General features: G+C 65.1%; 22 protein-coding genes. 14 read left to right on the top strand and 8 right to left on the bottom strand.

The features are described from left to right. Positions 1-53: 53 nt before the first annotated feature. Positions 54-2,699, bottom strand: coding sequence for a bifunctional acetaldehyde-CoA/alcohol dehydrogenase (gene adhE / locus H6A21_RS03635; RefSeq protein WP_204560312.1), 2,646 nt, complete (start codon positions 2,697-2,699; stop codon positions 54-56). An 870-nt stretch (positions 2,700-3,569) separates the two neighbouring features. On the opposite strand from adhE, the gene rpmB reads away from it, so the two are divergent. The 8 genes from rpmB (at position 3,570) to H6A21_RS03595 (ending at position 12,830) form a co-directional block, all read left to right on the top strand. Then, the gene (gene rpmB, locus H6A21_RS03630) at positions 3,570-3,758 is read left to right on the top strand and encodes a 50S ribosomal protein L28 (RefSeq protein WP_066832438.1); all 189 of its coding nucleotides are present in this window, start codon (positions 3,570-3,572) and stop codon (positions 3,756-3,758) included. A 333-nt stretch (positions 3,759-4,091) separates the two neighbouring features. Then, positions 4,092-6,401, top strand: a complete 2,310-nt coding sequence (locus tag H6A21_RS03625; RefSeq protein ID WP_342636049.1) for an ABC transporter ATP-binding protein — start codon at positions 4,092-4,094, stop codon at positions 6,399-6,401. Beyond that, positions 6,401-8,218 carry an ABC transporter ATP-binding protein gene (locus H6A21_RS03620; protein ID WP_204560311.1) on the top strand — a complete coding sequence of 606 codons (1,818 nt, stop codon included), beginning with the start codon at positions 6,401-6,403 and terminating at the stop codon, positions 8,216-8,218. The genes H6A21_RS03625 and H6A21_RS03620 overlap by 1 nt, the downstream gene beginning before the upstream one ends. A gap of 171 nt (positions 8,219-8,389) precedes the next feature. Next, positions 8,390-9,388, top strand: a complete 999-nt coding sequence (locus tag H6A21_RS03615; protein ID WP_204560309.1) for a glutamate ABC transporter substrate-binding protein — start codon at positions 8,390-8,392, stop codon at positions 9,386-9,388. Positions 9,389-9,508: 120 nt separating this feature from the next. After that, on the top strand, positions 9,509-10,168 hold the full coding sequence (locus H6A21_RS03610; protein WP_204560307.1) for an amino acid ABC transporter permease: 660 nt from the start codon (positions 9,509-9,511) through the stop codon (positions 10,166-10,168). After that, the gene (locus tag H6A21_RS03605) at positions 10,165-10,995 is read left to right on the top strand and encodes an amino acid ABC transporter permease (RefSeq protein ID WP_204560305.1); all 831 of its coding nucleotides are present in this window, start codon (positions 10,165-10,167) and stop codon (positions 10,993-10,995) included. Before H6A21_RS03610 ends, H6A21_RS03605 begins: the two co-directional genes overlap by 4 nt. Before the next feature lie 20 nt (positions 10,996-11,015). Further along, positions 11,016-11,774 carry an amino acid ABC transporter ATP-binding protein gene (locus H6A21_RS03600; RefSeq protein WP_275052451.1) on the top strand — a complete coding sequence of 253 codons (759 nt, stop codon included), beginning with the start codon at positions 11,016-11,018 and terminating at the stop codon, positions 11,772-11,774. A gap of 258 nt (positions 11,775-12,032) precedes the next feature. After that, positions 12,033-12,830: a gamma-glutamyl-gamma-aminobutyrate hydrolase family protein gene (locus H6A21_RS03595; RefSeq protein ID WP_239462623.1), complete on the top strand. Its 798-nt coding sequence runs from the start codon at positions 12,033-12,035 to the stop codon at positions 12,828-12,830. A gap of 222 nt (positions 12,831-13,052) precedes the next feature. Here the strand turns inward: H6A21_RS03595 and H6A21_RS03590 are convergent, their stop codons facing one another. From H6A21_RS03590 to H6A21_RS03575, 4 genes are all read right to left on the bottom strand, one after another. After that, positions 13,053-14,210 (bottom strand): ABC transporter ATP-binding protein, encoded by a 1,158-nt coding sequence (locus H6A21_RS03590; RefSeq protein WP_204560304.1) that lies wholly within the window; start codon positions 14,208-14,210, stop codon positions 13,053-13,055. Next, the gene (locus H6A21_RS03585; RefSeq protein WP_204560303.1) at positions 14,207-15,256 is read right to left on the bottom strand and encodes a FecCD family ABC transporter permease; all 1,050 of its coding nucleotides are present in this window, start codon (positions 15,254-15,256) and stop codon (positions 14,207-14,209) included. The genes H6A21_RS03590 and H6A21_RS03585 overlap by 4 nt, the downstream gene beginning before the upstream one ends. A 5-nt stretch (positions 15,257-15,261) precedes the next feature. Beyond that, entirely contained in the window at positions 15,262-16,383 is a 1,122-nt protein-coding gene (locus H6A21_RS03580) for an ABC transporter substrate-binding protein (protein ID WP_204560301.1), read from the bottom strand. Between the two features lie 225 nt (positions 16,384-16,608). After that, positions 16,609-17,229 carry an HAD family hydrolase gene (locus H6A21_RS03575; protein WP_204560299.1) on the bottom strand — a complete coding sequence of 207 codons (621 nt, stop codon included), beginning with the start codon at positions 17,227-17,229 and terminating at the stop codon, positions 16,609-16,611. Between the two features lie 233 nt (positions 17,230-17,462). Here H6A21_RS03575 and H6A21_RS03570 point away from each other — a divergent pair, with 233 nt between their 5' ends. Next, positions 17,463-17,966: an NUDIX hydrolase gene (locus H6A21_RS03570; RefSeq protein ID WP_204560297.1), complete on the top strand. Its 504-nt coding sequence runs from the start codon at positions 17,463-17,465 to the stop codon at positions 17,964-17,966. An 8-nt stretch (positions 17,967-17,974) separates the two neighbouring features. On the opposite strand, the gene H6A21_RS03565 is transcribed toward H6A21_RS03570, so the two are convergent. Then, positions 17,975-18,709 carry an acyl-[acyl-carrier-protein] thioesterase gene (locus tag H6A21_RS03565; protein WP_204560295.1) on the bottom strand — a complete coding sequence of 245 codons (735 nt, stop codon included), beginning with the start codon at positions 18,707-18,709 and terminating at the stop codon, positions 17,975-17,977. A gap of 140 nt (positions 18,710-18,849) precedes the next feature. Between H6A21_RS03565 and nudC the strand changes: the two genes are divergently transcribed. Next, positions 18,850-19,956, top strand: a complete 1,107-nt coding sequence (nudC, locus tag H6A21_RS03560) for an NAD(+) diphosphatase (RefSeq protein WP_204560293.1) — start codon at positions 18,850-18,852, stop codon at positions 19,954-19,956. 182 nt (positions 19,957-20,138) lie between these two features. Here nudC and H6A21_RS03555 read toward each other — a convergent pair whose 3' ends face one another. Together H6A21_RS03555 and H6A21_RS03550 are read right to left on the bottom strand one after the other, a co-directional pair. Further along, entirely contained in the window at positions 20,139-20,483 is a 345-nt protein-coding gene (locus H6A21_RS03555; protein ID WP_342636048.1) for a phenylpyruvate tautomerase MIF-related protein, read from the bottom strand. Positions 20,484-20,540: 57 nt separating this feature from the next. Next, positions 20,541-21,026 carry a histidine phosphatase family protein gene (locus H6A21_RS03550; RefSeq protein WP_204560290.1) on the bottom strand — a complete coding sequence of 162 codons (486 nt, stop codon included), beginning with the start codon at positions 21,024-21,026 and terminating at the stop codon, positions 20,541-20,543. A gap of 344 nt (positions 21,027-21,370) precedes the next feature. Between H6A21_RS03550 and H6A21_RS03545 the strand changes: the two genes are divergently transcribed. From H6A21_RS03545 to rsmD, 4 genes are read left to right on the top strand one after another with little or no spacing between them, the layout of a single operon-like run. Then, the gene (locus tag H6A21_RS03545) at positions 21,371-21,757 is read left to right on the top strand and encodes an Asp23/Gls24 family envelope stress response protein (RefSeq protein WP_204560288.1); all 387 of its coding nucleotides are present in this window, start codon (positions 21,371-21,373) and stop codon (positions 21,755-21,757) included. Positions 21,758-21,787: 30 nt separating this feature from the next. Next, positions 21,788-23,446 carry a DAK2 domain-containing protein gene (locus H6A21_RS03540; RefSeq protein WP_204560286.1) on the top strand — a complete coding sequence of 553 codons (1,659 nt, stop codon included), beginning with the start codon at positions 21,788-21,790 and terminating at the stop codon, positions 23,444-23,446. Positions 23,447-23,456: 10 nt separating this feature from the next. Further along, positions 23,457-25,634 (top strand): ATP-dependent DNA helicase RecG, encoded by a 2,178-nt coding sequence (gene recG / locus H6A21_RS03535; RefSeq protein WP_204560285.1) that lies wholly within the window; start codon positions 23,457-23,459, stop codon positions 25,632-25,634. Continuing rightward, positions 25,631-26,224, top strand: a complete 594-nt coding sequence (gene rsmD, locus H6A21_RS03530) for a 16S rRNA (guanine(966)-N(2))-methyltransferase RsmD (RefSeq protein WP_204560283.1) — start codon at positions 25,631-25,633, stop codon at positions 26,222-26,224. The genes recG and rsmD overlap by 4 nt, the downstream gene beginning before the upstream one ends.

Below are 26,224 nucleotides of genomic sequence, written 5' to 3'. Positions count from 1 at the left end.
CATTCGGGGCGCCTGCGTGGGATGCGCGCAGGCGCCGGATATGAAGTCGTTCCTTAGGCCTCGTAGCTCTGGGGCTCACGACCATAGTATGCATCAAGGTAGAGTTCCTTGATCTCGCTCATGAGCGGGTAGCGCGGGTTGGCGCCGGTGCACTGGTCGTTGAAGGCCTGCTCGGTCATGTCGTCCAGGGTCTCCAGGAAGTACTTCTCGTCGACACCGTACTCGGCGATGGTCTTCTTGATGCCGATCTGGTCCATGAGGTCCTCGAGCTTGGCGATGAAGTTCTCGAACACCTCGTGGTCGTCAGCGCCGGTGCAGCCGCAGTAACGGCCGAGGTCGGCGTAGTCGTGCAGCGCGTGCGGATACTGGTACTGCGAGAAGGTGCCCATCTTGACGGGCTTCTCGGCGGCGTTGTAGCGCATGACGCGGGTCAGGATGACGGCGTTGGCCAGGCCGTGGGGCAGGTGATGGAAGGCACCGAGCTTGTGGGCCATGGAGTGGTTCACGCCCAGGAAGGCGTTGGCGAAGGCCATGCCGGCGAGGCAGGAGGCGTTGTGCATCTCCTCGCGGGCGTGCGGGTCGGCCGCGCCCTTCTCGTAGGCGGCCGGCAGGTTCTCGAACACGAGCTTGGCGGCGCGCATGGACAGACCGCGCGTGTAGTCGGAGCTCATGATGGAGACGTAGGACTCGATGGCGTGGGTCATGACGTCGATACCGGAGGCGCAGGTGAGGCCCTTCGGGGCGGTCATGGCGTTGTCCACGTCGACGATGGCCATGTTCGGCATGAGCGCGTAGTCGGTGATCGGCCACTTGATGCCGGTCTCGGCGTCGGTGATGATGGCGAACGGCGTCACCTCGGAGCCGGTACCCGAGGAGGTCGGGACGGCGACGAAGTAGGCCTTCTCACCGAGCTTCGGGAAGGTGAAGACGCGCTTGCGGATGTCCATGAAGTCCATGGCGGCATCCTCGAAGTTGACCTCGGGGTGCTCGTACATGAGCCACATGATCTTGCCGGCGTCCATCGCGGAGCCGCCGCCGACGGCGATGATGACGTCGGGCTCGAACAGGCGCATGCGCTCGGCGCCCTTCTGGGCGTCCTGCAGGCGCGGGTCGGGGCAGATGTCGTAGAACGCGTCGTGGGCGACACCCATCTCGTCGAGCTTGGCCTCGATGGCCTTGCAGTTGCCGTTCTTGTAGAGGAAGGAGTCAGTCACGATGAAGGCGCGCTTCTTGCCCATGACGCGGCCGATCTCGTCGAGCGCGACGGGCGTGCAGCCCTTCTTGAAGTAGATCTTCTCGGGAGCGCGGAACCACAGCATGTTCTCGCGGCGCTCCGCGACGGTCTTCACGTTAAGCAAGTGCTTCACCCCAACGTTCTCAGAGACGGAGTTGCCACCCCAGGAGCCGCAGCCAAGCGTGAGGGACGGCTTCATGCCGAAGTTGTACAGGTCGCCGATGCCGCCCTGGGAGGACGGGGTGTTGATGACGATGCGGCACGCGGCCATGACGTCCTCGAACAGGGCGATCTTCTCCTTCTCGGCGGGGTGCACGTAGAGGGACGCGGTGTGGCCCGGGCCGCCGGCGAGCACGAGGTGCTCGGCTTTGTCCACGGCCTCCTGGAAGTCCTTGGCGTGGTACATGGCGAGGACCGGGGAGAGCTTCTCGTGGGAGAACTCCTCCTTGGCCGGGTCGGTGGAGGTGACCTCGGCGATCAGGATCTTGGTCTTGGGGGGCACGGGGATGCCGGCGAGCTCGGCGATCTTGGCGGCGGGCATGCCGGGGATGCGGTGGTCGAGCGCACCGTTCTTGAACATGGTCTCGCGCAGGGCCTCGAGCTCCTTGCCCTTCTTGACGAAGTAGCAGCCACGGGCCTCGAACTCGGCCTTGACGGCGTCGTAGATGGAATCGAGCGCGGTCACGGACTGCTCGGAGGCGCAGATCATGCCGTTGTCGAACGTCTTGGAGTGGATGATGGAGTTGACGGCGAGCTTGATGTCAGCGGTGTCGTCGATGATGACCGGGGTGTTGCCGGCGCCGACGCCCAGGGCGGGCTTGCCGGAGGAGTAGGCGGACTTGACCATGCCCGGGCCACCGGTGGCGAGGATGATGTCGACGTTGCGCATGAGCGCGTTGGTGAGGTCGAGGGTCGGCTGGTCGATCCAGCTGATGATGCCCTCAGGGGCACCGGCCTTGACGGCGGCGTCGAGAACGATCTTGGCCGCGGCGATGGTGCACTTGGCCGCCGCCGGGTGCGGGGAGATGATGATGGCGTTACGGGTCTTCAGGCAGATGAGGCACTTGAAGATCGCGGTGGAGGTGGGGTTGGTGGTCGGGATGACCGCGCCCACGACGCCGATCGGCTCGGCGACCTTCGTGATGCCGTAGGCCTCGTCACGCTCGATCACACCGCAGGTCTTGGTGTTCTTGTAGGCGTTGTAGATGTACTCGGCTGCGTAGTGGTTCTTGATGACCTTGTCCTCGAGGACGCCGCGGCCGGTCTCCTCGACCGCAAGCTTAGCCAGGGGGATACGGGCCTTGTTGGCCGCCATGGCCGCCTCGTAGAAGATCTTGTCCACCTGCTCCTGGGTGAAGGTGGCGAAGACCTTCTGGGCGTCGCGCACGTAGGCGAGACGCTCCTTGAAGGCATCCACGGTGTCAACGACTTCGGGATTGGCATGAACCGTAGGCTTTTTTGCCATGCTGAGCTCCTTTTCATCGGTGCCTGCCTATGACTCCTATTCTATACAAGGGCGAGGGGGTCAGAACAGCAAAAGGACGACATTGGATGATAATTGCCGTAAACGGTAGTAATGAAACGCTTCAACTGCTGAGATATGGAGCAGACATGACGGAAATGTGAAGGGGGCGACAGCATGTATTTGAGAAAACCAGCTAATTAACCTTTGGAAACGGGATATGTAAGCCTCAAATGACCCTCGTTAATCCTTAAATAATTGAAACGATTCAATACTCCCGGTGTCACGTAATGGAATGCTGTATGCAAGAATTGCGTCTGCCCGTTTCGTGCCCATCCGCTTGCGCCATCGGGTGCGCGCCATGCATCTGCGTGACGCAGGCTGCATCCCGGAGGCGTCGCGCGTGGGACGCGTTCGCGATAGCTCCTGGCGCGCTTTGCGCACCCTTCCTTCCCGAGTGATTCAGCCGCGCCGCCTGTCCGCGCGCGGGGGAGGAGTGCGTTCGGTCAAGCGCCTTTCTAGATATACATGTGGGTCCGAATGGCGATACCGAGCTGCCGGCTTTCATCGCCGTGCCCTGATCGCCCTGCGCGACTTTTCGCGGCGCGCGGACCTCATGCAGTCGAAACCCTGTGCATTTAGCATCTCTTGGTCGCGGCGGCGCAGGGCATCTGCTATAGTTCTTCCACGCTCGACCTGCGATATCTTCCCGTTCGGCATGGCCCAGCGTCGCTTGTCCGTCCTCACGTCACGCGCGCCACCGGCATGTCCGCTGCTCAATGTGTAGATTCCGCAGATAGGCGAATCTGTGTTATAGTTCATTGCTGTTTGTTCATGCGGCTGTTTTTATGCCGTCCAAGGAGGTTAACGATTATGTCTAAGGTTTGTGAGATCTGCGGTAAGCACCCCGTTGCTGGTCGCTCCATTAGCCACTCGCACCGCGTCGCCATCCGTAAGTTCCGTCCCAACATCCAGCGTGTGTACGTTGTCGTCGACGGTCATCGCCGCAAGATGAACGTGTGCACCAACTGCCTGAAGTCCGGCAAGGTGGCTCGTTCCTAATTAACCTTCTCGGCAAACATCGCGTGAACCGTATCTGACGGTACACTATATGAACGCTCGGGGACCCTTCGGGGTCCCTTTTTTATGAATAGGTAATGCAGTCAGTACCTAACCATTAGGTGCCTAAGAAATGTTGGCATCTTGTGAACTTCCGTTTTGGCTGATTTCCCGCTCACCTTCAGGTAAAAATGTCCTTCATGTGATCCGCGGGTGGGAGCGCGCTGTGTATGCTTTTTTGCCGCCGAGGCGCCTGGCAGCGGCATGATGCGGACTGTCTTCTCCCGGACGGTTCACGGTTCTATCGGCTTTGACACATAAGGGGAGAAAGGGGGAGTGCGCGTGAAGATCTTCTCGTTTCTGAAGGAGCATAAGCTCAGCTTCCTCATCGCGCTCGTGCTCCTGTTCGCGCAGGCGAACTTCGAGCTCACCCTGCCCGGCATCATGAGCGACATCGTCGATGTCGGTATCAGCCAGGGCGGTATTGCGAGCACGGTACCGGATGAGATCCGTGAGAGTGATCTGTCCGATGTCGAGCTGTTCTTGTCGGATGACGAGACGGACCAGGTCGAGGCGTCCTTCAGTTCTGCGGATGCCGACGGTGTCCGTACGTTCGGGGGCACCTCCGAGGATCGCACGGAGCTCGAGTCCTTCATCGGCGAGGCGGAGATGCTCGCCTACCAGTTCGAGCAGGGTGTCTCCTACGGTGAGTTCGCCCAGGCGATCGAGCGGGGTGCCACGGCTCCTGCAGATACCGCCGGAAACCTCGAGCGCGTATTCGGCGATACGGTCGACATCTCCGATCTCAGCAGCCTCGTGGATGCGGGCGTGCTTGCGAAGGAGCAGCTCGTGGAATCGCGTAAGGAGCTCACGAGCTCCCTTGGCGACGCGGGGGAGAGCATCGTGCAGTCGCGCGCGATCGAGTTCGTGCGCCAGGCCTATGAGGATGCGGGCGTCGACCTTACGGCCGTCCAGCGCGACTACCTGTTCGCGCAGGGCCTGACCATGCTGGGCTATGCGCTCGCCTCCGCTGCGTGCGCGATCCTCGCGGCGTTCAATGCGAGCCGTACCTCCGCGGCGATCGGGCGCGATGTGCGCCATCGTCTCTACGAGCGTGTGCTCGACTACTCGCCTGCCGAGATGAACAAGTTCTCCGCCGCCTCGCTCATCACGCGCGCCACGAACGACATCCAGCAGATCCAGATGATCACCGTCATGTGCCTGCGCATCGTCCTGTTCGCCCCGTGCATGGGCCTCGGTGCGGTCGTGCGCGTGCTCGCGACGCCGACCGGTATGGAATGGATCCTCGTGGTCGCCATCGTCGCCATCGCCATCGCCATCGGCGTGCTTATGGGCGTCACGCTGCCGAAGTTCCGCATCATGCAGATCCTTGTCGACCGTAACAACCTCATCGCGCGCGAGATCCTCACCGGCATCATGCCCATTCGCGCCTTCGGTCGCCAGAAGCACGAGGAGGAGCGCTACGACGAGGCGAACCGCGAGCTCACCTCTACCTATATCTTCACCAACCGCTGCATGTCGCTGCTCATGCCGGTCATGATGATCGTGATGAACGCCACGACCGTGGCCATCGTCTGGTTCGGCGCCCATGGCGTCGACACCGGCGGCCTTCAGGTGGGTACGCTCATGGCCTATATCAACTACGTGATGCAGGTCATCATGAGCTTCATGATCCTGACCATGATTTCGGTCATGCTGCCGCGCGCCGGCGTGGCGGCCGAGCGCGTGCTGGACGTGCTCGACACGAATACGTCCATCCACAACCCGTCGCCGGAGCGGTGCGTCACGCGCGAGAACGGCGAGGGCTGGCGGGGCGTTGTCTCCTACAACGACGTGACGTTCTCCTACCCGGATGCCGACATGCCGACGCTCGAGCACATCAGCTTCACGGCGCGTCCGGGCAAGACGACCGCCATCATCGGCTCCACGGGCTGCGGCAAGTCCACGCTCGTGCAGCTCATCCCGCGCCTCTACGATGTGACGGAGGGCTCCATCACCCTTGACGGCGTCGATATCCGCGACATCGATCTCGAGGAGCTCCGCCGCACGATCGGCTACGTTCCCCAGAAGCGCATGCTGTTCTCCGGCACCATCGAAAGCAACATCAAGTACGGCGACGAGTCCATGAGCGATGCCGATATGGTCGAGGCCGCCCGCGTCGCGCAGGCGGAGGAGTTCATCGACGCGAAGCCCGATGGCTACCTGAGCCCCATCAGTCAAGGCGGCTCGAACGTCTCCGGCGGTCAGAACCAGCGCCTGTCCATCGCGCGCGCTCTGGCGATCCATCCGAAGGTCCTGGTGTTCGACGACTCGTTCTCGGCGCTCGACTACAAGACCGATGCGACGCTGCGCGCCGAGCTTACGCGCTCTGCTTCGGGCGCCGCCATCATCATCGTGGCGCAGCGCATCGCGACCATCATGCATGCCGACGAGATCCTCGTGCTCGATGACGGGCGCATCGTGGGCCGCGGCACGCACGAGGAGCTGCTGCGGAGCTGTCCGGAGTACCTCGAGATCGCCAAGAGCCAGCTGTCCGCATCCGAGCTCGGCCTTGCCGAAGCGAACGATGCTTCCGCTGAAGCCGATGTCATCCAAGACCCGTCTGTGAAAGGAGGTGAGCGCTGATGCCAGGTCCTGCTCGCCGCGGTCCCGCCTCCGAGCGCGCCCGCGATTTCAAGGGCACGGCCGTCCGCCTTGTCGGCTATCTCGCCCATGAGCGGATCCCGCTCATCATCGCGCTCATCTGCGCGATTGCCTCCGTCGTCTTCAACGTCATCGGTCCGCGCATCCTGGGCAGCGCCACCACGAAGCTCTTCGAGGGCGTCTCCGCGAAGATCTTGGGGACGGGATCGATCGATTTCGCCGGTATCGGCTACATCCTCGCCGGGCTTCTGTGCCTCTACATCACGAGCGCTGCCTTCAACTTCCTTCAGGGCTGGCTCATGACCGGCGTGACGCAGCGCGTGTGCTACCGCATGCGCCGTGAGATCGTGGAGAAGATCGACCGCATGCCGCTGTCGTATTTCGAGAGCAACTCCGTGGGCGACGTGCTGTCCCGCATCACCAACGACGTCGACACCGTCGGCCAGTCGCTCAACCAGTGCGTCACGCAGCTCATCACGTCCATCACGCAGATCATCGGCGTGACCGTGATGATGATCTCGGTCTCGGCCGCGCTCGCCGGCATCACGTTTTTGACGATCCCGGTCTCGCTCGTTCTCATCGTCATCGTGGTGCGCTCCTCGCAGCGTTACTTCCGCCAGCAGCAGACGCTGCTCGGCCAGGTCGACGGCATCATCGAGGAGAGCTTCTCCGGCCAAAACGTCATCAAGGTATTCAACCGCGAGCAGCGCGCCGTCGCCGACTTCGACAAGAAGAACAACCTGCTGTACGACGCGGGCTGGCGCGCCCAGTTCCTGTCCGGCCTCATGCAGCCGATCATGAACTTCGTGGCGAACCTCGCCTACGTGGCCGTCGTGTCGGTGGGCGCCTTCCTGGCGGTCACCGGTGCCATCACGGTCGGCGACATCCAGGCGTTTATGCAGTACGTGCGCAACTTCACGCAGCCCATCACGCAGCTCACGCAGGTGTCGAACATGATGCAGATGCTGTCTGCCGCCGCCGAGCGCGTCTTCGAGTTTCTGGCTGAGCCCGAGGAGTCGCCCGACGCGACGACGCCGGAGTTGCCCCAGACCACGCGCGGCGCCATCAGCTTCGACCACGTGAAGTTCGGCTACGTGCCGAACAAGACGATCATCCACGATTTCACGTGCGATGTCGCCCCGGGCCAGACGGTTGCCATCGTGGGTCCGACGGGTGCGGGCAAGACGACCCTCATGAAGCTGGTCATGCGCTTCTACGACGTGAACGCCGGCGCGATCCGCGTCGACGGGGTCGATGTGCGCGACTACGCCCGCGACGACCTGCGCAAGAACTTCGCCATGGTCCTGCAGGACACGTGGCTGTTCAAGGGGTCGGTGCTCGAGAACATCCGCTACGGTCGCGCCGACGCCACCGATGACGAGGTCTATGCCGCAGCGCGCGCCGCGCTCGCGGACCATTTCATCCGCACACTGCCCGGCGGCTACAACTTCGAGCTGAACGAGGACGCCTCGAACGTGAGCCAGGGCCAAAAGCAGCTGCTCACGATCGCGCGCGCCTTCATTGCCGACCGTCCGATCCTCATCCTCGATGAGGCGACGTCGAACGTGGACACGCGCACCGAGGAGCGCATCCAGCGCGCCATGGACGCTCTCATGCAGGGTCGCACGAGCTTCGTCATCGCGCACCGCCTGTCGACGATCAGAAACGCCGACATGATCTTGGTGCTGCGCGACGGCGACATCGTGGAGTCCGGTCGCCACGAGGAGCTGCTCGCACGCGGCGGCTTCTACGCCGAGCTCTATAACTCTCAGTTCGAAAACGGCGGGGTGGAGGAGTAGCCCTGCGATGATGCGGGCGACGATGCACAAGGGTGCGTCGCCGCCCCAACTTGAATGTTTCAAGTTTCTAATTTCGACTTGCTGGGTATGATGAGCGAATACAATAGTCATATGTGCTGATGTGCGGGTGTGTGTGTCGCATCGCGCACACACGACTGAAAGGACCATCTCATGTCCAAGCAGATGCTCGATCAGGTTATGCTCAACCGCCGCCAGGCGCTCATGGGCCTCGGCGCCGCCGGTGCGCTGACGCTCGGCCTTGCCGGCTGCAGCGATACCGAGGCGCCCGCACCCGAGGGTTCCGGGACCGCTTCAGACTCCACCGATACGGAATCCGAGGAGCAGAAGCTCGACGCCGAGCAGTACGACACCCTGGTCGCCTCCGGCCCTATCGCCGACGACGACACCATCACCTCGAGTACCTGGGCGACTAAGGTCAACGAGTCCGGCAAGCTGCGCGTCGGCGGCGTGCAGACCTCGATGCTCTTTTCCCTCATGAACGAGAAGGACGGCAAGGTACGCGGCTTCGACGCGGGCCTGTTCCAGCTGCTCGCCCGCTACGTCCTGGGCGACGAGAACGCCTACGAGCTCACCCAGGTCACCTCCGATACCCGTGAGTCCGTGCTCACCAACGACCAGGTCGATGCGGTGTTTGCAACCTACTCCATCACCGATGACCGCAAGAAGGTCATCTCCTTCGCCGGCCCGTACTACACCACCCAGCAGGGCATTCTCGTCATGGCCGACAACACCGATATCAACGGTGTCGACGACCTCGCCGGCAAGAATGTTGCCGCCCAGTCCGGCTCCACCGGCCCGACCGTGCTCGAGGAGTATGCGCCCGAGGCGGTCGTGCAGGAGTTCACGACCGATGAGGAGGCGCGCTCCGCGCTCGAGCAGGGCCGTGTGGACGCCTACGTGATCGACCAGACCGTGCTGCTGAGCGATATGGTCAAGCGCCCGGGCGCCTACAAGCTCGCGGGCGACCCGTTCGGCCCGGTCGACGCCTACGGCATCGGCCTGCCGCTCGACTCTGACGGCGTGGCCTTCATCAACAACTTCCTGACCATAATCGAGCAGGACGGCACGTGGTCCGATCTGTGGAAGGTCTGCATCGGCGAGCGTGCCGACATCGAGACCGCGCCCGAGCCCCCTGCGATCGGCGCGTAAGCCGTCTTCGGGTGCTCGAGGCGGCCCCGCCGTCATCTGCGCATCCCGCACAGCAACTAAACGTATGCGATTTCTTGGGGCCTGCGTCGTGTACCGGGCCCCATGTGTTTAGGAGGTCGGATGGGACTGTCCGAGCTGCTTTCAACGTACGGTCAGGATTATCTGACCGCCCTTTTGACAACATGGTGGATGACCACGGTCACCTTTGCGTTCGTGATGGTGCTCTCCATCGCCATCACCGTCATGCGCGTGTCGCCCTTGCGGCCGCTGCGCGTGGTGGGCGACTTCTACGTCCAGGTGTTTCGCAACATCCCCGGCGTGGCGCTGCTCATCATCATCGTGTACGCCCTGCCCAACCTGCGGCTCGTGCTCGATTACACCACGTGCGTGATCGTGACCGTCATCCTCATGGGCTCCGCGTTCGGATCGGAGAACTTCATGAGCGGCATCAACACCATCGGCGTCGGCCAGATCGAGGCGGCCCGCTCGCTGGGGATGACGTTCGGGCAGATCATCTGGAAGATCGTCATCCCGCAAGCGCTGCGCTCGGCGGTGCTTCCCATGACGAACCTCCTTATTGCCGTCATGCTCTCGACCTCGCTCGGCTCCCAGGTTCCCATGTCCCCCGATGAGCTCACGGGCATCGTGTCCTACATCAACACGCGCTCGACCGGCGGCATCCTGGCGTTTTTGATCGCCGCAATCGGATATGCCGGAACGGCGGCGGTGATCGCGTTTATCGGTAACCGTCTCGACAAGAAGGTGAGGATCCTCAGATGAGCAACCATGCGAAACCGCTGAGCATCCGCGATGCCCTCTACGAGCAGCCCGGTCCGCGCACCCGTCGCCGCGTCGCGATCGGCACTGCGATCACCGCGGTGCTCGTCATCGTCGGCATCGGGCTCATCATCCGCCAGTTCTACATCACCGGACAGCTGGCGCCGCGCTACTGGACGTTTCTCGCCCAGCCCACGACCTGGCGCTTCTTGCTGCAGGGATTCCGCGGCACCATCTCGGTGGCGCTCGCGGCCGGCGTGATCGCGCTCGTCCTCGGCGCCGTCCTCATGCTCGGGCGCACGAGCGGCATCAAGCCCGTCGCCGCCGTCTGCCGGGTGGTCACCGACTTCTTCCGCGGCGTGCCGAGCCTGCTGCTCATCTACTTCTTCTTCCTGGTGGTCCCGCAGTACGGCATCAGGCTCTCGTCGTTCTGGATGATCACGCTGCCGGTCGCGCTCGCAGCGTCAGGCGTGCTTGCCGAGGTGCTGCGCGCCGGCGTGAACGCCGTGCCGAGAGGGCAGGTCGAGGCCGCGCTGTCGCTCGGCATGCGCCCGGGGCGCATCATGATGAAGATCGTGTTGCCGCAGGCCATCCGCTTCGTGATCCCCTCGCTCATCTCGCAGCTCGTCGTCGTGGTCAAGGACACCACGCTGGCCTACGTCGTGAGCTATCCGGACCTCATGCAGAACGCCCGCGTGCTCATCACGAACTACGACGCGCTCGTATCGATGTATTTCACGGTCGCCGTGGTGTACATCCTCGTGAACTTTGCCATCAACAAGCTCTCTGCGCTCGTGGCCGAGCGCCTGGGCGTGAAGATCATCCGTTAGCGACTGAAGGGATCGGACCTATGACTATGGAGCATGTTGACGAGACCCCCGTCATCGAGCTGCGCCATGTTGATAAGCATTACGGCGACCTGCACGTTCTGCGCGATATCAACCTCAAAATCGCCCGCGGCGAGGTGCTTGTGGTGATCGGCCCCTCCGGTTCGGGCAAGTCGACGATGTGCCGCACGATCAACCGCCTGGAGACCATCGATTCGGGCGAGGTTCTGATTGAGGGCAAGCCGCTGCCGAGCGAGGGCCGCGAGCTCGCAGCCATGCGCGCGGAGCTCGGTATGGTGTTCCAGCAGTTCAACCTTTTCGCGCACAAGACCATCCTCGAGAACGTGACGATGGGTCCCATCGAGGTGTTGCACATGAAGCGCGAGGAGGCCGAGGCGCGCGCCATGGAGCTGCTCGCCCGCGTCGGCGTGGCGGAGCAGGCGAACAAGCTTCCCGCTCAGCTTTCGGGTGGACAGCAGCAGCGCGTGGCCATCGCCCGCTCCCTTGCCATGAACCCGAAGGCCATGATGTTCGATGAGCCGACGAGCGCCCTCGACCCCGAGATGATCAACGAGGTGCTCGACGTCATGGTCGAGCTCGCGCGGGGCGGCATGACGATGGTCGTCGTGACGCACGAGATGAACTTCGCGCGGCGCGTCTCGGACCGCGTCGTCTTCATGGCTGATGGCCAAATCGTCGAACAGGGCGCTCCCGACGAGTTTTTCGATCATCCGAAGACCAAGCGCGCCCAGGACTTCCTGAACTCCATCAAGGGGCACTAGGGAAGCGCCGACAGAAGCATCCCGCATCTGGCGATGTCGTGTCGGGCGCCTGCGGGTGCGCGCTGCGGCAGCTGAATGCCGTGGCATCCGCGCGCCTTGGCGTCGAACGCCTGCCGTCGGAGGTTTTTCTCGGGAATGCTTGAGCATGCCCTCGAGTGCAGGATTATGGGAACGGGTCGTACGATGCTTTCCATCTTCCTGTCTTCGCGCTATTGTTTCGCTTGCAAAAACATATCTGGATGAAGGGATTTCTTGCCCATGGCAGATGTTGAGAAGGCAGCCTCGCTGCGCGCAACTTCCGATCGCCCGCTCATCTTGGTGGCACCGCGGCTCGAGGTTACCGCGCCGTGCCTCAAGATGCCCGAGAAACTGGCGCCGGAGGAGGCTGCGGCGACCGTGTTTCTCGATGCGATCCTTGCTGCCGGCGGCCTGCCGTTCATGATGCCGCTGACCGAGGACGATGATGTGCTCGCGCGCATGGTCGACATGGCAGGTGGCATCGCCATCCCCGGTGGGCAGGACGTCGACCCGAAGCTCTGGGGCGACGAGGGCCCGTATGACGCCGCGCTGCTGTGCCCGCCGCGCGACCGTTTCGAGATGAAGCTCGTCCGCGCGGCGCTCGCTGCCCATAAGCCGCTGTTCGCGACGTGCCGAGGCGCGCAGATCCTGAACGTCGCCCTCGGCGGCACGCTCTGCATGGATGTCCCCGGGATGACGCCTGCCGACGGCATGGTCCTCTGGCGTCATGCGCCGATCCTCTCCGACCCGGCGCATCCCGTCGAGGTGAAGGAGGGGTCGCTGCTTTACCGGGCGGTCGGTGGCGCCACGTCGATTCAGGTGAATTCGAGCCACCATTGCTGCGTCGATACGTTGGGGCGCGGGGTCGAGCTGGTGGCCCGTGCCACGGACGGCGTTCCCGAGGGCATCGAGGTTCCCTCCGAGCGCTTCTGCTTGGGCGTGCAGTGGCACCCTGAGTACACATGGCGAAGCCTCCCGACCGATTTCAACCTCTGGAAGAGCTTCGTGGCCGCTGCGCGCGGGGATGATCTCGGCTAGCGACCTCACCCGTATGGTGCATGGACCTCAGGGGGGGTGTCCTCTGGGCGGATAGATGGACATTCCGCGTGCGCTGCGGCGCGCCATGCGCGCTTATGATACCGGGTGCCTCCGCGCGCGTGAAGCGACGTGGAAACGTATGCAGTCATCAAGGCATGAATGCCGGTTGATACGGCTGCGCGCGAAGCCCGGTTGGCGGCATGCGTGAGCCGATGCGGCCCCTCAGCGATGCGCGAGGTAGTGTGCGGCCGAGCGGTAGCAGGGGATGCCGTGCGCCTTCGCGAACTCGAGCAACCCCTCATTCGCTGCGTTCACGGTGCCGAAGCGTTCCACGCAGCAGATGAGCGCCTCGCAGCGTCCGAGCACCTCTCGTGCCCGTTCGACCTGTTCGCGCCCGACGGGCTCGAACGGTTCTGAGAATATCGCGCGGGCAGCGAGGCTCCGGGCGAGCATGCCGTCGGCGTCATCGGGCGAAAGCACACCGGTCGCGAAGGGGATATCCGCACGCTGCAGGGCGCGAAACGTATCGACACCGGCGGTGCCGCCGGCGATGACGAAGACCCGGGGCGCCCCTTCGCGGCGATCCATCTCGAAGCTGCCGAAGGCGGGAAGGTATGCCGCCTCCCGCAGGCCGTAGAGCGCCTCGATGCGCGCGGCTGTGAACGCCTCGTCCGGTGCGGCTGCGGCAGATGCCGTGCCGTCGTGTACGCATATGACGCGGTCCGCCGCCTTGCTGGCCAGATCTATCTCATGCAGCGAGCACAGCACCGCCATGCCGCGCGCGCGGGCGCGCTCGCGCAGGAGCCGGAGCATGTCGAGCTGGGCCTGGATGTCGAGATACGACGTCGGCTCATCGAGGATGAGCACGTCGGGATCTTGGCTCAGCGACCGTGCGATGAGGGCGCGTTGACGCTGCCCGTCGCTCATGTGGGCGAAATCTCGGTTGCGTAACTCCCATGTGCCGGTTGCCTCCATGGCGGCGCGCACGCAGGCCTCGTCGGCCTCCGACAGGATGCCGAGCCGCCCGGTGTAGGGGTAGCGCCCCGCGTCGACGACGTCCTTACAGGATAGAAGCTCGGTGCGGGGCCGTGCGGTGAACAGGGCAGCGAGCCGGCGGGCGCGCGTGGCCGCGGGAAGGGTGCGCAGGTCTCTGCCGCCGAGGGCGATGGTGCCCGCGAGCGGGGCGAGCTGGCCGGCGATGGTCTTCAAGATCGTCGTCTTGCCCGACCCGTTGGGGCCGATCAGGGCCATGACCTCGCCGGACGCGAGCGCGAAGGAGATGTGGCGCACGAGCGCATGGCGCCCATGGCCCACGGATACCCCATCAAGCTCGAGGGCGGCGGGGCGGCTCGTGTCGTACGTGCGGTCGGGTCCCATCATCGCATCCCCTTCCGCTTGAGCATGAGGGCGATGACGATGGGGGCGCCGAACACGGCGGTTACGGCGCTGACCGACAGCTCGACGGGGGAGAACAGGGTGCGCGCGATCAGGTCGCAGCCGCAGCAGAACACCGCTCCCGTCAAAAAGCACGCCGGCGTGACGAGCAGGGGGCGCGATGTGCCGCAGAGCAGCTTCGCGATGTGCGGAGCGGCGATTCCCACGAAGGAGACGGGTCCGGCGAAGGCCACGACGCAGGCGGAAAGCAGGCTCGAGATAAGCACGATGGCCAGTCGCAGGGCAAGCACGTTCACGCCGACGCTGCGCGCGTAGGTCTCTTCGAGCTGGTAGGCGCCAAGCGGCTTCGACAGCGCGAGCACGACGCCCAAAGCGGCCACGACGAACACGGCGATTAGGACGGCGTCAGACCAGCGCGACCCCGAGAAGCTGCCCTGCGACCAGTTCTGCAGGTTGACGATGCTCTGGTCGTCGGCGAAGGCGATGAGGAAGTTCGTTGCGGCCGAGCAGATGTAGCCGACCATGACGCCGGCGACGATGAGCATGCTCTGCGTGCGCACGCGGCGGGCGATGAGCAGAACGAGGGCCATGGTCGCAAGCGAGCCCGTGAGCGCGGCGGCGACCGACATCCAGGGCCCCATGATCCCGTTCGCGCCGAGGACGACGATCATGGTGAGGGCGACCGTGAAGCGTGCGCCCGACGAGATGCCGAGGACGAACGGGTCGGCGATGGGGTTGTTGAAAAAGGTCTGGAGCAGCATGCCGGACAGGGACAGCGCGCCGCCGAGCAGGATCGAGGTGACGATGCGCGGCAGGCGGATATCCCAGATGATGCACGATTCGGTCGAGCTGGCGGGGCCGGCGGCGATGAGGCGCCAGATATCGGGAAGCTCGATAGACGCGCTGCCGATGCATAGGCTCATGAGCGCGAGGAGCGCGAGTGCTGCCACGAGGGCCGCGCACACGACCATCGCGCGCGCGGCACGGGCGTCGACCGTGCGTGCGGTCCTGTGCGCCTCGGTGCGCCCCATCGGCGCTAGTCCAACTTCCAGATGAAGCCTGCGGACTCGCCTGACCCGGTAAGCGCGCAGCGCAGGTCCTCTAAGATGGCATCCATATCGGTCATGGCCTGGTACATGTTCTCATCGCAGGCGTAGACCTCGCCGTCTTGGACGGCCCGGAAGTCGGCGAACAGCGGGTTTTTCGCCGTGAGGTCCGCGATGCTTTTCACAGAGGTGTCGACCGTCGTGTTGTAGATGATGACGTCGGCGTCCTTCGCCTGGGCATAGAACGTCTCGAGGTCGATGACCGCCTGGATCGATGAGGACCCTTCTGCCTCGGCATCCGGGTCGAAGGAGATGGGGTCGCCACCGGCGAGCTGGATCATCTGGGCGAAGTAGTCGGTCGACCGGCGCGTCACGGCGGCACCGTCGTCGTTGATGTAGAAGAACGCGACCGTCTTGCCGGTCGGCGCCTGGTCGGCGACGGCCCAGACGCGCTGGGCGATCTCGTCGAAGCGCGCGTTCGCCTCGTCCTCGCGGCCGAACAGGACGCCCATGAGCTTCATCCACTCGAGGCGGCCGAGCACCTCCGGTTCCGAGCTCGACAGCTCGGTGAGCACCGTGACCCCCAGGTCCTGGAGCTTCTGCTTCACCTCGGGGGCGTGGTTGATCTTCGTGTTCTCGATGGCGAGCGTGCAGCCGCGCTCGGCGATGAGCTCGAAATCGGGGGCGCTGTATTTACCGCCGAAGTCGGTGCGCCCGTCCTCGAGCGCGGCGGTGAGGTCCGCGTTCGGGCTGTCTTCGGCAGAGACGGAGGAGACCGTGACCGCATCGAGAGCGCCGACCTCGTCGATCAGGCAGATCATGCCGGTCGAGACGAGGTAGACGCTGTCGAGCGGCTGCTGAATGACGGCGATATCGGGATCCAGCCCATCCGGTGCGCTGGCGCCGGCGGGAACGACGAGGAAGCGCTCGCCGTTCGCCTCGCAGACAAGGCGAACGCCGCCCTCGAACTCATCGACCGTGAAGTTCTTCGCGTAGTCGAGCTGCATCCGGCCGGTATGGGCGAGATCGCACCCGAGGTCGATGGTGCGAAACTCTGGGTCGTATGACGCGGGCTGGGCTGAAATGACAGCCGCGCTCCCGTTCGTTGCCATGGCCGATCCGGCTGCAGTGCCGGAAGCGGCAGGGTTTCCGGTGCATCCAGTTACCGCCAGGGTGCAGGCGATGGCAACAAGACAGGCAGTGATGCTGCGCTGCGGGTGACAGGGAACTCGGAACATGCGGTATCTCATTTCTTTGATAGTCGTAAGGTAGCCTATTGGTCCATGATAGACCGAATGCGCCGCGAACGCGCCCGCCGCGCCCGCCCGCTTTCGTCGTCAGGGGCGCAGGAGGGATATGCGTGAGGCAAGGGTGCGCTCAAGTGCGCCGAGGTCGCCATCGAAGCGGTACGACTGCATGCCTGCCACCTCGGCGCCCGTGCAGTTGTCGGCGTTGTCATCGATGAACAGGCAGGAGCCGGCATGAAGCCCATAGCGCTCGCACAGCAGCCGGTAGATGGCGGGATCTGGTTTCATCATATGCTCGAAGCTCGACACCACGCGTCCCGCGAACAGGTCGTTCACCGGGCAGCGCCCGATTTGGCGGTCGATGGTGGTCGACGCATTCGACAGCAGGTAGATGTCGATGCCGGCATCCACGAGCTTCTGCGCGAGCTCGCATACCCCCGCGAGGGGTTCGGAGTGCTCGGGCCACTGCTCGAAGCACGCCTCGAGCGCGGGGTGCAGGCGGGGTGCGAGATGCGCTTTGGCGATGCGCAGCATCGTCGCGTGGTCGATGGCGCCGGCGTCGAGCAGCGCCCACTCGGGGCGGCCGAAGAGGGCGTCCTGCAGCAGGTTCGCGTCCTCTTCGTTTTCGGTAAAGGCCTGCGAGAACGCGGGGCCGTCGAAGGTCATGAGAACGCTGCCCATATCGAAGATGACGTGCTCGATGTTCACCATGATGCCTCCCGATGTCGTGATGTGCGCGGACGCCGCTGCAGGGTGCCCGCTCGCTTGATTATCGCATGATGCGAATGACCCTGCGGCCTCGCGCGCGGCGTTGCGCGCGAGGGCATGCAAGGCCGGGCTCGGGTACCTTTCGATGACGCGTGCGCAGGGAAGGCCTTGCGGCAGGGTATAAGCGCTACGATGCGAAGAGCGCCACGTGATTGCACGAATGCGAGGGGATTGCCATGCCGACGCCTGAGTTCATCATCCGACTGCGCGAGAAGATCGGCCACGACCCGCTGTGGCTCATCGGGGTCACCGGCTACATCGAGGACGACCGCGGGCGCGTGTTGCTGGGCCGGCGCTCCGACACGGGTCGGTGGGCGCTCGTCTCGGGTATCAACGAGCCCGGCGAGCAGCCAGCGGAGACCATCGTGCGCGAGGCGCTCGAGGAGACCGGCGTCGCCATCGAGCCGGACGAACTTGTGAGCGTGGTGGCCGATCCGCGCATGATCACCTACGCGAACGGCGACAAGGTCCAGTATCTTGAGCTGCTGTTCTGCTGCCATGCGAAGGCGGGTGCCGAGGCGGCGCGCGTGGGGGATGAGGAGAGCCTCGAGGTCGGCTGGTTCTACCGCGGCGAGCTTCCGCAGGATCTCTCGGAGACCACGCGGGAGCGCATGGCGCTTGTCGACGAGTACCGGGCGCGCCTGCGCCACGGGGACGCGCATTGCCTGTTCAGGTCGTGATGGGGGCGCTAGCTCAGCTCGACGACGGCGTAGGTATCGCCATCGGCGTCGCTCAGGGTCACGACGGTGCGCTCTTCCTCCTGGGCGATCGCGGGGTAGATGACGTCGCCGAGCACGGCGGCGCGCCTGAAATCGACGCGCACGGCCCGCGGCGCGGTCTCCCGGGGGAGCATCTCGATCGCCATCTGCACGTACTGGCAGTTGTTGACGTGCTCGTTCGTGTCGATGAGGCCGCGACGCACGGAGATGGGCTCGCCGGGCTCGAGATGCTCGGGCACGCGGATGCGGCGGCTCTCAGCAGGCATATCGAGCGGCTCATGAGTGCCGTAGGGCGCGACGTGCTCGGCGGTGGGGCGGATGGGCTTGCCGGTCGTGAGGTCGATGAAGGCCCAGGTGGAGCTCGCGCGGGCGATGAGGCTTCCGCTGCCGTCCTTGAGGTAGAAGTTGCGATGGGCGGAAAAGCCGCGGAATCTCGTCGCGAAGGTGCCGACCGAGATCTCCTCGCACAGCGACGGGTACCGGTCGATGATGATATGCCAGTGGGTGAGCACCCAGGCGCGCTGCACGTGCTTGAGCCAGGCCATGCCGACGCCGAGCGCCTCCGACTGGAAGGTGCTGCAATCCTGGAAGGCGTTGATGACGGCAGGCAGCGTCATGAGGCCGCGGTGGCCGACCTCGCTGTAGCGGACCGCGCTGGGGTACTCGAAGGTCGTGAGGTCCTGCGCGAGGTCGATGATCGCCATGGGTTGTCTCCCTGCGTAATAGTGGGGTCGTTTGTGTCCGTATGAGTCTAGCACTGTGTCCTTTTGCACGGTGGCGGCGCCATATGCGAGGTGCTTTGGCGCCTGTGCGATACTTGGATGTGCATGAACGGAGGTATTCCATGGGTGAGGGATTTCTGGAGCGCGTGCGCGCGGCGGGCTGCCTGCGCGATCTGCCGTTGGCGCAATCGATGGTCGACCTCGACGTCGCGTCACGGCCCGACGAGCATCTGATCGAGCGGCTCCTCAACACCGCCACGACCCGCGTCATGCTTGTGAACCATGGCCTGATCGCGGTGGCGCGCGACGTGGCGTCAAGCGCGCCCGCTGCGCTCGCCTGCGCAGACGATCCCGCGGCACCCCGTCCCGACGCATGCGCGCCCGCGGCCCCGCTCGCCCCCGCATGGCTCGATGCTCATGCCGCCCGGCAGTTGGCGACCTGCCCCGGGACGCTCGCGGTGTATCTGGGGCGCGATGCGGCGGGGGCGGATCCGATGTCGTATATCGCACTCGACATCACGCGGACGGCCGCCCATCCTGCGGGCGGCATGGGCGCCGACCTCGATTTGGGCGGGGAGCCCGCCTGCGATGCCGAATGGGTGCTCCAGCGATACGATTGGGTCGAGCTGCGCTCGTTCGCACCGTGCGCGGGCGCGCGCGATGTCGGCCTCGCGACCAGCGCGGTCGCGGTCTGCGCCTGGCACGCGTCGCAGCGGTTCTGCCCTGCTTGCGGCTCCGCCGTGCGTCCGATCTGGTCGGGCTGGGCGCAGCGGTGCACGAATCCGGATGATGTCGACCGCATGCTCTTTCCACGCATCGAGCCCGCGGTCATCACGGCCATCGTGGACGATGACGACCGGCTGCTGCTGCAGCACAACCGCGCCTGGCGCCCGGGGTTCTTCTCGGTGTCCGCAGGGTTCGTCGAGGCGGGAGAGAGCCTCGAGCGGGCAGTGCGGCGCGAGGCGGCCGAAGAGGTCGGGGTCGCGATCGATGAGGTTGTCTACCTGGGGTCTCAGCCCTGGCCGTTTCCCGCGTCGATCATGCTGGGCTTCTGCGCCCATGCGGTATCGAGCGCGGTGCAGGTCGACCATGATGAGGTGGAGAGTGCCCGGTGGTTCACGCGCGACGAGCTCGCGGACGCCGTCGCCTCGGGCGCGATCGAGCCGCCGGGGCGCGCTTCGATCGCGCGGCATATGATCGAGTGGTGGCTCGGCGCGCCGTTGTCGTAGGGGGCGCAGTCCAGAGGGGCACGCGAAGGACTTCGTTTTCCCTTCGAGAAGAGGGACACATGTTTTACCCCTGACGGAACATCATGATGTTCCTAACGGCTCCCAGTTGGATGCTGTCCTCATCGGGGACGGGGTAGTTTGGTGCCACCCCGTCCCCGATGAGGACAGCCCTGACTCACCTGCTAGAAGTTCGTGCCGTTCCAGCCGAAATGGGCGGTGCTGCCGTAGCGGATGTAGATGCGAGCGGGATCGATGCCGAGCGTATCTGAGACCTCCGGGGTGAGGCGCTCGGTGAGCTTTTCCCAGGCGGTGGCGGGAACTTCGGAGGTCGCGTAGACGTCTATCTCCAGATAGGCGCACGGCTTGGAGTCGTCGCCGGCGAAATACATAGGAACCTCGTCGTCGAACAGGCACATGAGCCACTGCTCGGACTTGCCGGGCACCGCCGCGATGGCCTGACCGAAGGCGGTCTTCAACGTGATGCGCGCCTCGTCGTCGATCGGGGCGGAGGTATGAAGCTGAATCACGGGCATGGGCGCTCCTCCTTGATGTCGCGTCGGATCTCCTATCGGGTCCGGGTCCGCCTAATCTATGGCAGGGCCCTGGACGAACCATTCGAGCTCACCGGTTCTGCCCGTCTCATCCATATCGATGGCGGCCATGCCACCGGGCTTTAACGACAGCTCCACGCCGCAGAGGCGCTCGATCATGTCGTTCAGCATGGGGATGTGGCCCACGGCGATGAGGCAGTCGGCGTCGGTGGCGGCTATCTGGTCGGCGAAGGTGTCCGCGTCCTGCTCCCAGATGCTGTCGACGGGCACGATGTCGTGGCCGGCTCCGAGTGCGAGGTCCACCTCGTGCGCCGTCTGCATGGCGCGGACCGCCGGGCTCGACCACAGGGTCGCGTGCGAGGCGCTGTGGGCGTCGAGCAGGTAGAACGAGCGCATGAATCCATCGACCGAGGCGAGTACCGAGCGGGCCTCGTCGGTAAGCGCGCGGTCGAAGTCGGACTGACCCGGCTGCAAGCCCTGGGCCTTACCGTGGCGAACGAGGATGAGCTTTTTGATCACGGTGACCATCCTTACCTTCGGTGGCAGATCCCTTCTGCCGCGGGCGTCGATCGGGTACGGTGCTCGTGGACCTCCCCGGCCATTCGACCCGTGCGCCCACGGACCCTGTAGGCATTGTACTCGAGGGGTGCTGATGCGCAGTGCGGCAAAGCGGCCTGCGGTAGAAATAGCCTCGATGGAAACCATTTGCCCGCGGCGACCCCGCCGGCTTCTCCCGATCCATTTTCAACCGCGGCGTCCCGCCGCCCGCCGTCTGGGTACAACCGTACATGTGGAGCGTCGAGTCCTTGCGTTCGCAGATGCCGCTACGTTGTAGAATAGGCTGATGAATGCTTCCATGTCCGATGCGTCCCGCGCATTCAGGAAGGAGATTTACCGTGTCTGAGAATATTCCCGGCAGCCTGAGCGTCTCCAACGACGTGATCGCCGATATCGCCGGCTATGCGGCCATGTCGTGCTACGGCGTGGTCGGCATGGCCGAACAGCAGCAGGGCATGGAGTCCGTGCGCCTGCTTCCCGGACAGCGCCTGCGCAAGGGCGTGCTCGTTTCCACGACCGACGAGGGCCTGACCCTCGATCTGCACATCGTGCTCGATAACGGCGTGAACATGAAGTCCGTCTGCCACAACCTCGCCAGCTCGGTGTCGTTCACCCTGGCCGAGATCGCGCAGATCGACCCCGCGAACCTCAAGATCTACATCCACATCGACGCGCTCAAGTCGCGCGGCTGAGCACCTATCGAGTAATGGAGATAAAGCAAGATGATCTCGAAAACCATTCGCACGTGCTTCCCGATCGCGGCTAAGGCAGTGGCCGACAAGGCGGAGGACATCAACAAGCTCAACGTGTTCCCGGTCCCCGATGGCGACACGGGCACGAACATGTCGCTGACGCTCGGCTCGGTGGTGAAGGAGCTCGCCGAGCTTCCCGCCGATGCCGATATGGAGGCCATCGCCGGGGCCATTACCCACGGTTCGCTCATGGGCGCGCGCGGCAACTCTGGCGTCATCACCTCGCAGATCCTGCGCGGTGTGGCCGAGGGCCTCATCGGCGCCGGCAGCCCCGCGACGTCCGCCGACATCGCGACGGCGCTGCGCCGCGCCGTGAAGGTAGCCTTCCAGGCGGTCCGCAAGCCGGTCGAGGGCACGATCCTCACCGTGCTGCGCGACATCTCGACGAAGGCCGACGAGTGCGAGAAGAAGAAGCTCTCGGTCGACGAGACGCTCGACGCCATCGTCGTGGAGGCGTATCAGTCGGTGGCCCGCACGCCCGATCTGCTGCCCGTTCTGAAGGAGAACGGCGTGGTCGACTCCGGCGCGTTCGGTTTCGCGATCTTCCTGGAGAACTTCGTTGCCGCCGCCCAGGGCCGTGCCGCCCAGATCGAGGACTTCTCGACGACCTTCGACGCCGGTTCGGCACGCGACAGCGCGCTCGATCGCGTGAAGATCGAGGCAAACGACGACTGGGAGGGCTCGCAGTACCGCTACTGCAACGAGTTCCTCTTCAAGGCGGAGAAGCGCTTCGACGAGGAGGAGTGCCTGGAGTTCCTCGCGTCCATGGGCGACTGCGAGCTGCTCGTCGGCTCCTATCCCGACTACAAGGTGCACGTGCACTCCAACACCCCGAACCTCGTGCTCGAGCACATGCTGCAGTTCGGCCAGATCTACGAGGTCTTCATCCACAACATGGACATGGAGTCCCATGAGCGCACGGCCAAGATCCACGCGGACGAGGAGGCGGCATCCGAACCCGCCAGGCCCCTCGGCTTCGTGGCCGTCGCCGCCGGCTCCGGCGAGGCCGACATCCTCACCTCCATGGGCGTCGATGTCGTCGTTTCCGGTGGCCAGACCATGAACCCGTCCACCGCCGACCTGCTCGACGCCGTCAACAAGGTGAACGCCGAGTCCGTGATCATCCTGCCGAACAACGGCAACATCCGCATGGCCGCCGAGGCCGCTGCCTCCGCATGCGAGGACAAGCACGTGGCGGTCGTTCCCACCAAGACCGTCCCCCAGGCGTTCTCCGCCCTGTTCGCCGTCATGCCCGAAACCCCGCTCGACGAGGTCGTCGAGGCCATGACCGAGGCCGCCGCCGCGGTGCGCGACGGCGAGGTGACCTCTGCGGTGCGCGATTCGCAGGCGGCCGACGGCAGCCCCATCCATGCGGGTGACGTCATGGGCATCATCTGCGATTCCATCGATGTGGTGGGAAACGACGTCAAGCAGGTCACGCTCGACTGCATCGCCCGCATGCAGGACGAGGAGGAGGGTGACACCCTCACGATTCTCGCCGGCGCCGATATGGACGACGAGCAGTTCGAGGACCTCGTGGGTGCCATCGAGGACGCCTATCCCGACCTCGAGATCGATCCGCATCGCGGTGAGCAGCCGCTCTATCCGGTCATCTTCTCCATCGAGTAGGCGCAACGCCATGACGGAAGCCGTCAGCGTGCCCCGGGCCGCCGCGCGCCTTGCGCGCAGCTCTGTCCTCGAGCAGGACATCTCCCGTCTCAAATACGCATCGGAATCGCGTGAGGAGGCCCTTCGCCGGCTCGGCATCGAGTCGGTGGGGGACCTCCTCTACCATATCCCGCGGCGCTACCTCGATTTCACGCGCGCCTACACGATCGAGACCGCACCGCTCGGGCGGGTCTGCACCGTCGTGGCGACGGTCGACCGCATCGTGCAGAAACGGCCCCGCCCGCGCCTGACCGTCACCGAGGTCTATCTCACCGATGACACGGGTATCCTGCAAGTCGCGTTCTTCAAGCAGCCGTGGATCGCGCGCGAGCTCGCGCAGGGCGACCGCCTTGCCCTTATGGGCAAGATTGAGTTCGCCTACGGTTTCAAGCAGATGTCCTCCCCGCATTTCGAGAAGCTCGACGCGCATGCGACGGGCGGCACGATCCTGCCGGTGCACCCGGTGGGCGAGGGCATCAGCCAGGCCTGGATGCGCCGCATCGTCTCCGGTGCCCTCGAGAGCGCCGCGACCTTCTGCGACGCACTGCCGGCGTCCTTGCGCGCCCGCCGCGGCCTCATGAGTCGGTCGCGGGCGCTGCGCTGCATCCACTTCCCCTCGTCGATGGGGGAGCGCGACCTGGCGCGTCGGCGGCTCGCCTACGACGAGACCCTCATGCTCCAGCTCGCCTTGCGCCTGCGCGGCGATGCGAACCTGCTCGACATCCGCCCGGTGGCGCATACGCCGGGCGAGCACGTGCAGAGGCTCTACAGCGCGCTGCCCTTCTCGCTCACAGATGAACAGCAGGCGGCGGCCGACGACATCCTGCGCGATATGGCCGATGGCGATCACGTCATGAACCGGCTGCTTCTGGGCGATGTCGGCACGGGCAAGACCGCGGTCGCCATGGTGGCGCTCGCCGCAGCGGCCGATACGGGGACGCAGGCGTGCGTGATGGCGCCCACCGGTGTGCTCGCGCGCCAGTACGCCACCACGTGCGCGCCCGTGCTCGAGCGGGCGGGTATCCGCTCGGCGCTGCTCACCGGCGCCACGCCCGCGCCCGATCGCGCCCGTATCGTCGAGGGGCTCGCTGCCGGGGAACTCGACGTGCTGTTCGGCACCCATGCGGTGCTCTCCGAGGACATCGCGTTTTCGCACCTCTCGCTTGCGGTCATCGACGAGCAACATCGCTTCGGCGTCGACCAGCGCGCGAGCCTGCGCGCCAAGGGGCCGGGGGCAGATCTGCTCGTCATGACGGCAACGCCCATCCCGCGCACGCTTGCGCTCTCCATCTACGGCGACCTGGATACGAGTATCATCCGCCACCGGCCGAACCCCGGTGCCGGGGTGGCGACGCGCGTGCTTGACGAGACGAATCGCGATCTTGCCCTCGGTGCGGTGCGCGAGGCACTCGCCTCAGGGCAGCAGGCCTACGTCATCTGCCCTCTTGTCAGCGAGCGCGACGGGGCAGAAGAGCTCGAGGACGTCCCGGGCATCGAGCGCGACGACGACGGGCGCGAGGTGCGCGCGCCTGCGCTCCACGCCGTCGACACCGAGGTGGAGCGCCTTTCCCGTATCTTTCCCGACGCGGTTGTGGAGATGCTCCACGGCCGCATGGGCGCGCGCGAGAAAGACGAGGTTATCGACCGGTTCCGCGCTGGCGACATCTCGGTGCTCGTGTCGACCACCGTGGTCGAGGTGGGCGTCGACGTCCCGAACGCTACGGTCATGATCATCGAGAACGGGGAGCGCTTCGGCCTGGCGACCCTGCATCAGCTGCGCGGGCGCGTGGGGCGCGGCTCGCTTGCCGGTCGGTGCTTCGTGATGGCGCCCACGTCGCGCAAGGGGCGGCCCGCGCCTGCCCACGAGCGCCTGGAGGCTCTCGAGAGGACCACCGATGGCTTCGAGCTCGCCGAGCTCGATCTGCGCCTGCGCCATGAGGGCGAGATCTTGGGCCTGCGCCAGCACGGCGGGGTGACCCTGCGCTTCGTCGACCTCGATGCCGACGCCGATCTGATCGAGGCCGCTCATGCGGATGCCGTGGAGCTTTTGCGGGAATCGCCGACGCTTGCCGCGCGGACGCTCATTCCGCTACGCTTTGACGTCATCGACAGGTACGGAGATATCTTCAAGGAGGTCAGCGGCGGATGAGGGTCATTGCCGGTGAGTGGCGCGGGCGCAAGCTCAAGGAGCCGAGCGGTCGCGATGTGACGCGGCCCACGACCGATCGGGTACGCGAGGCGATGGCGTCGATGATCGACGCTGCCCGGGAGGACGGCATCGAGGGCATGCACGTGCTCGATGCGTTTGCCGGCTCGGGCGCCCTCGGCATCGAGATGCTGTCGCGCGGTGCCGCCTTCGCGACGTTTTTCGATGTGGACCGCACCGCCGCCGCGCTCGTGCGTGAGAATCTGGGTACCGTACGGTGTGCGCCCGCCCGCTATCGGGTGGTCGCAGGCGACGTGCTCGCCCATGCCGAGCGCGGCCGCATCGCGGGCGGTCCCTTCGACCTCGTGCTCGTCGACGCCCCCTATGCATATGGGGCGGAGCCCGCGGAACGCCTGGCGCGCGCGTGCGCGGCCCAGGGGCTGCTCGCTCCCGGGGCGCTTCTGCTCTGCGAGCATGCCGCCGGCGACGCTGCGCCTGCGCCCGCCGGGTTCGAGGTCGTGCGCGAGAAGCGCTACGGGTCCACATGCGTCGACCTGCTTCGCCTCGCATCGCCTGGCAGCCCGCTTGCATAA

The organism is Collinsella tanakaei (assembly GCF_016902615.1).
In the GTDB taxonomy this organism is placed as follows: Bacteria; Actinomycetota; Coriobacteriia; order Coriobacteriales; family Coriobacteriaceae; genus Collinsella; species Collinsella tanakaei_A.
Note: the sequence above shows the minus strand (reverse complement) of the source record. Positions and strands in the feature narration are given on the sequence as shown.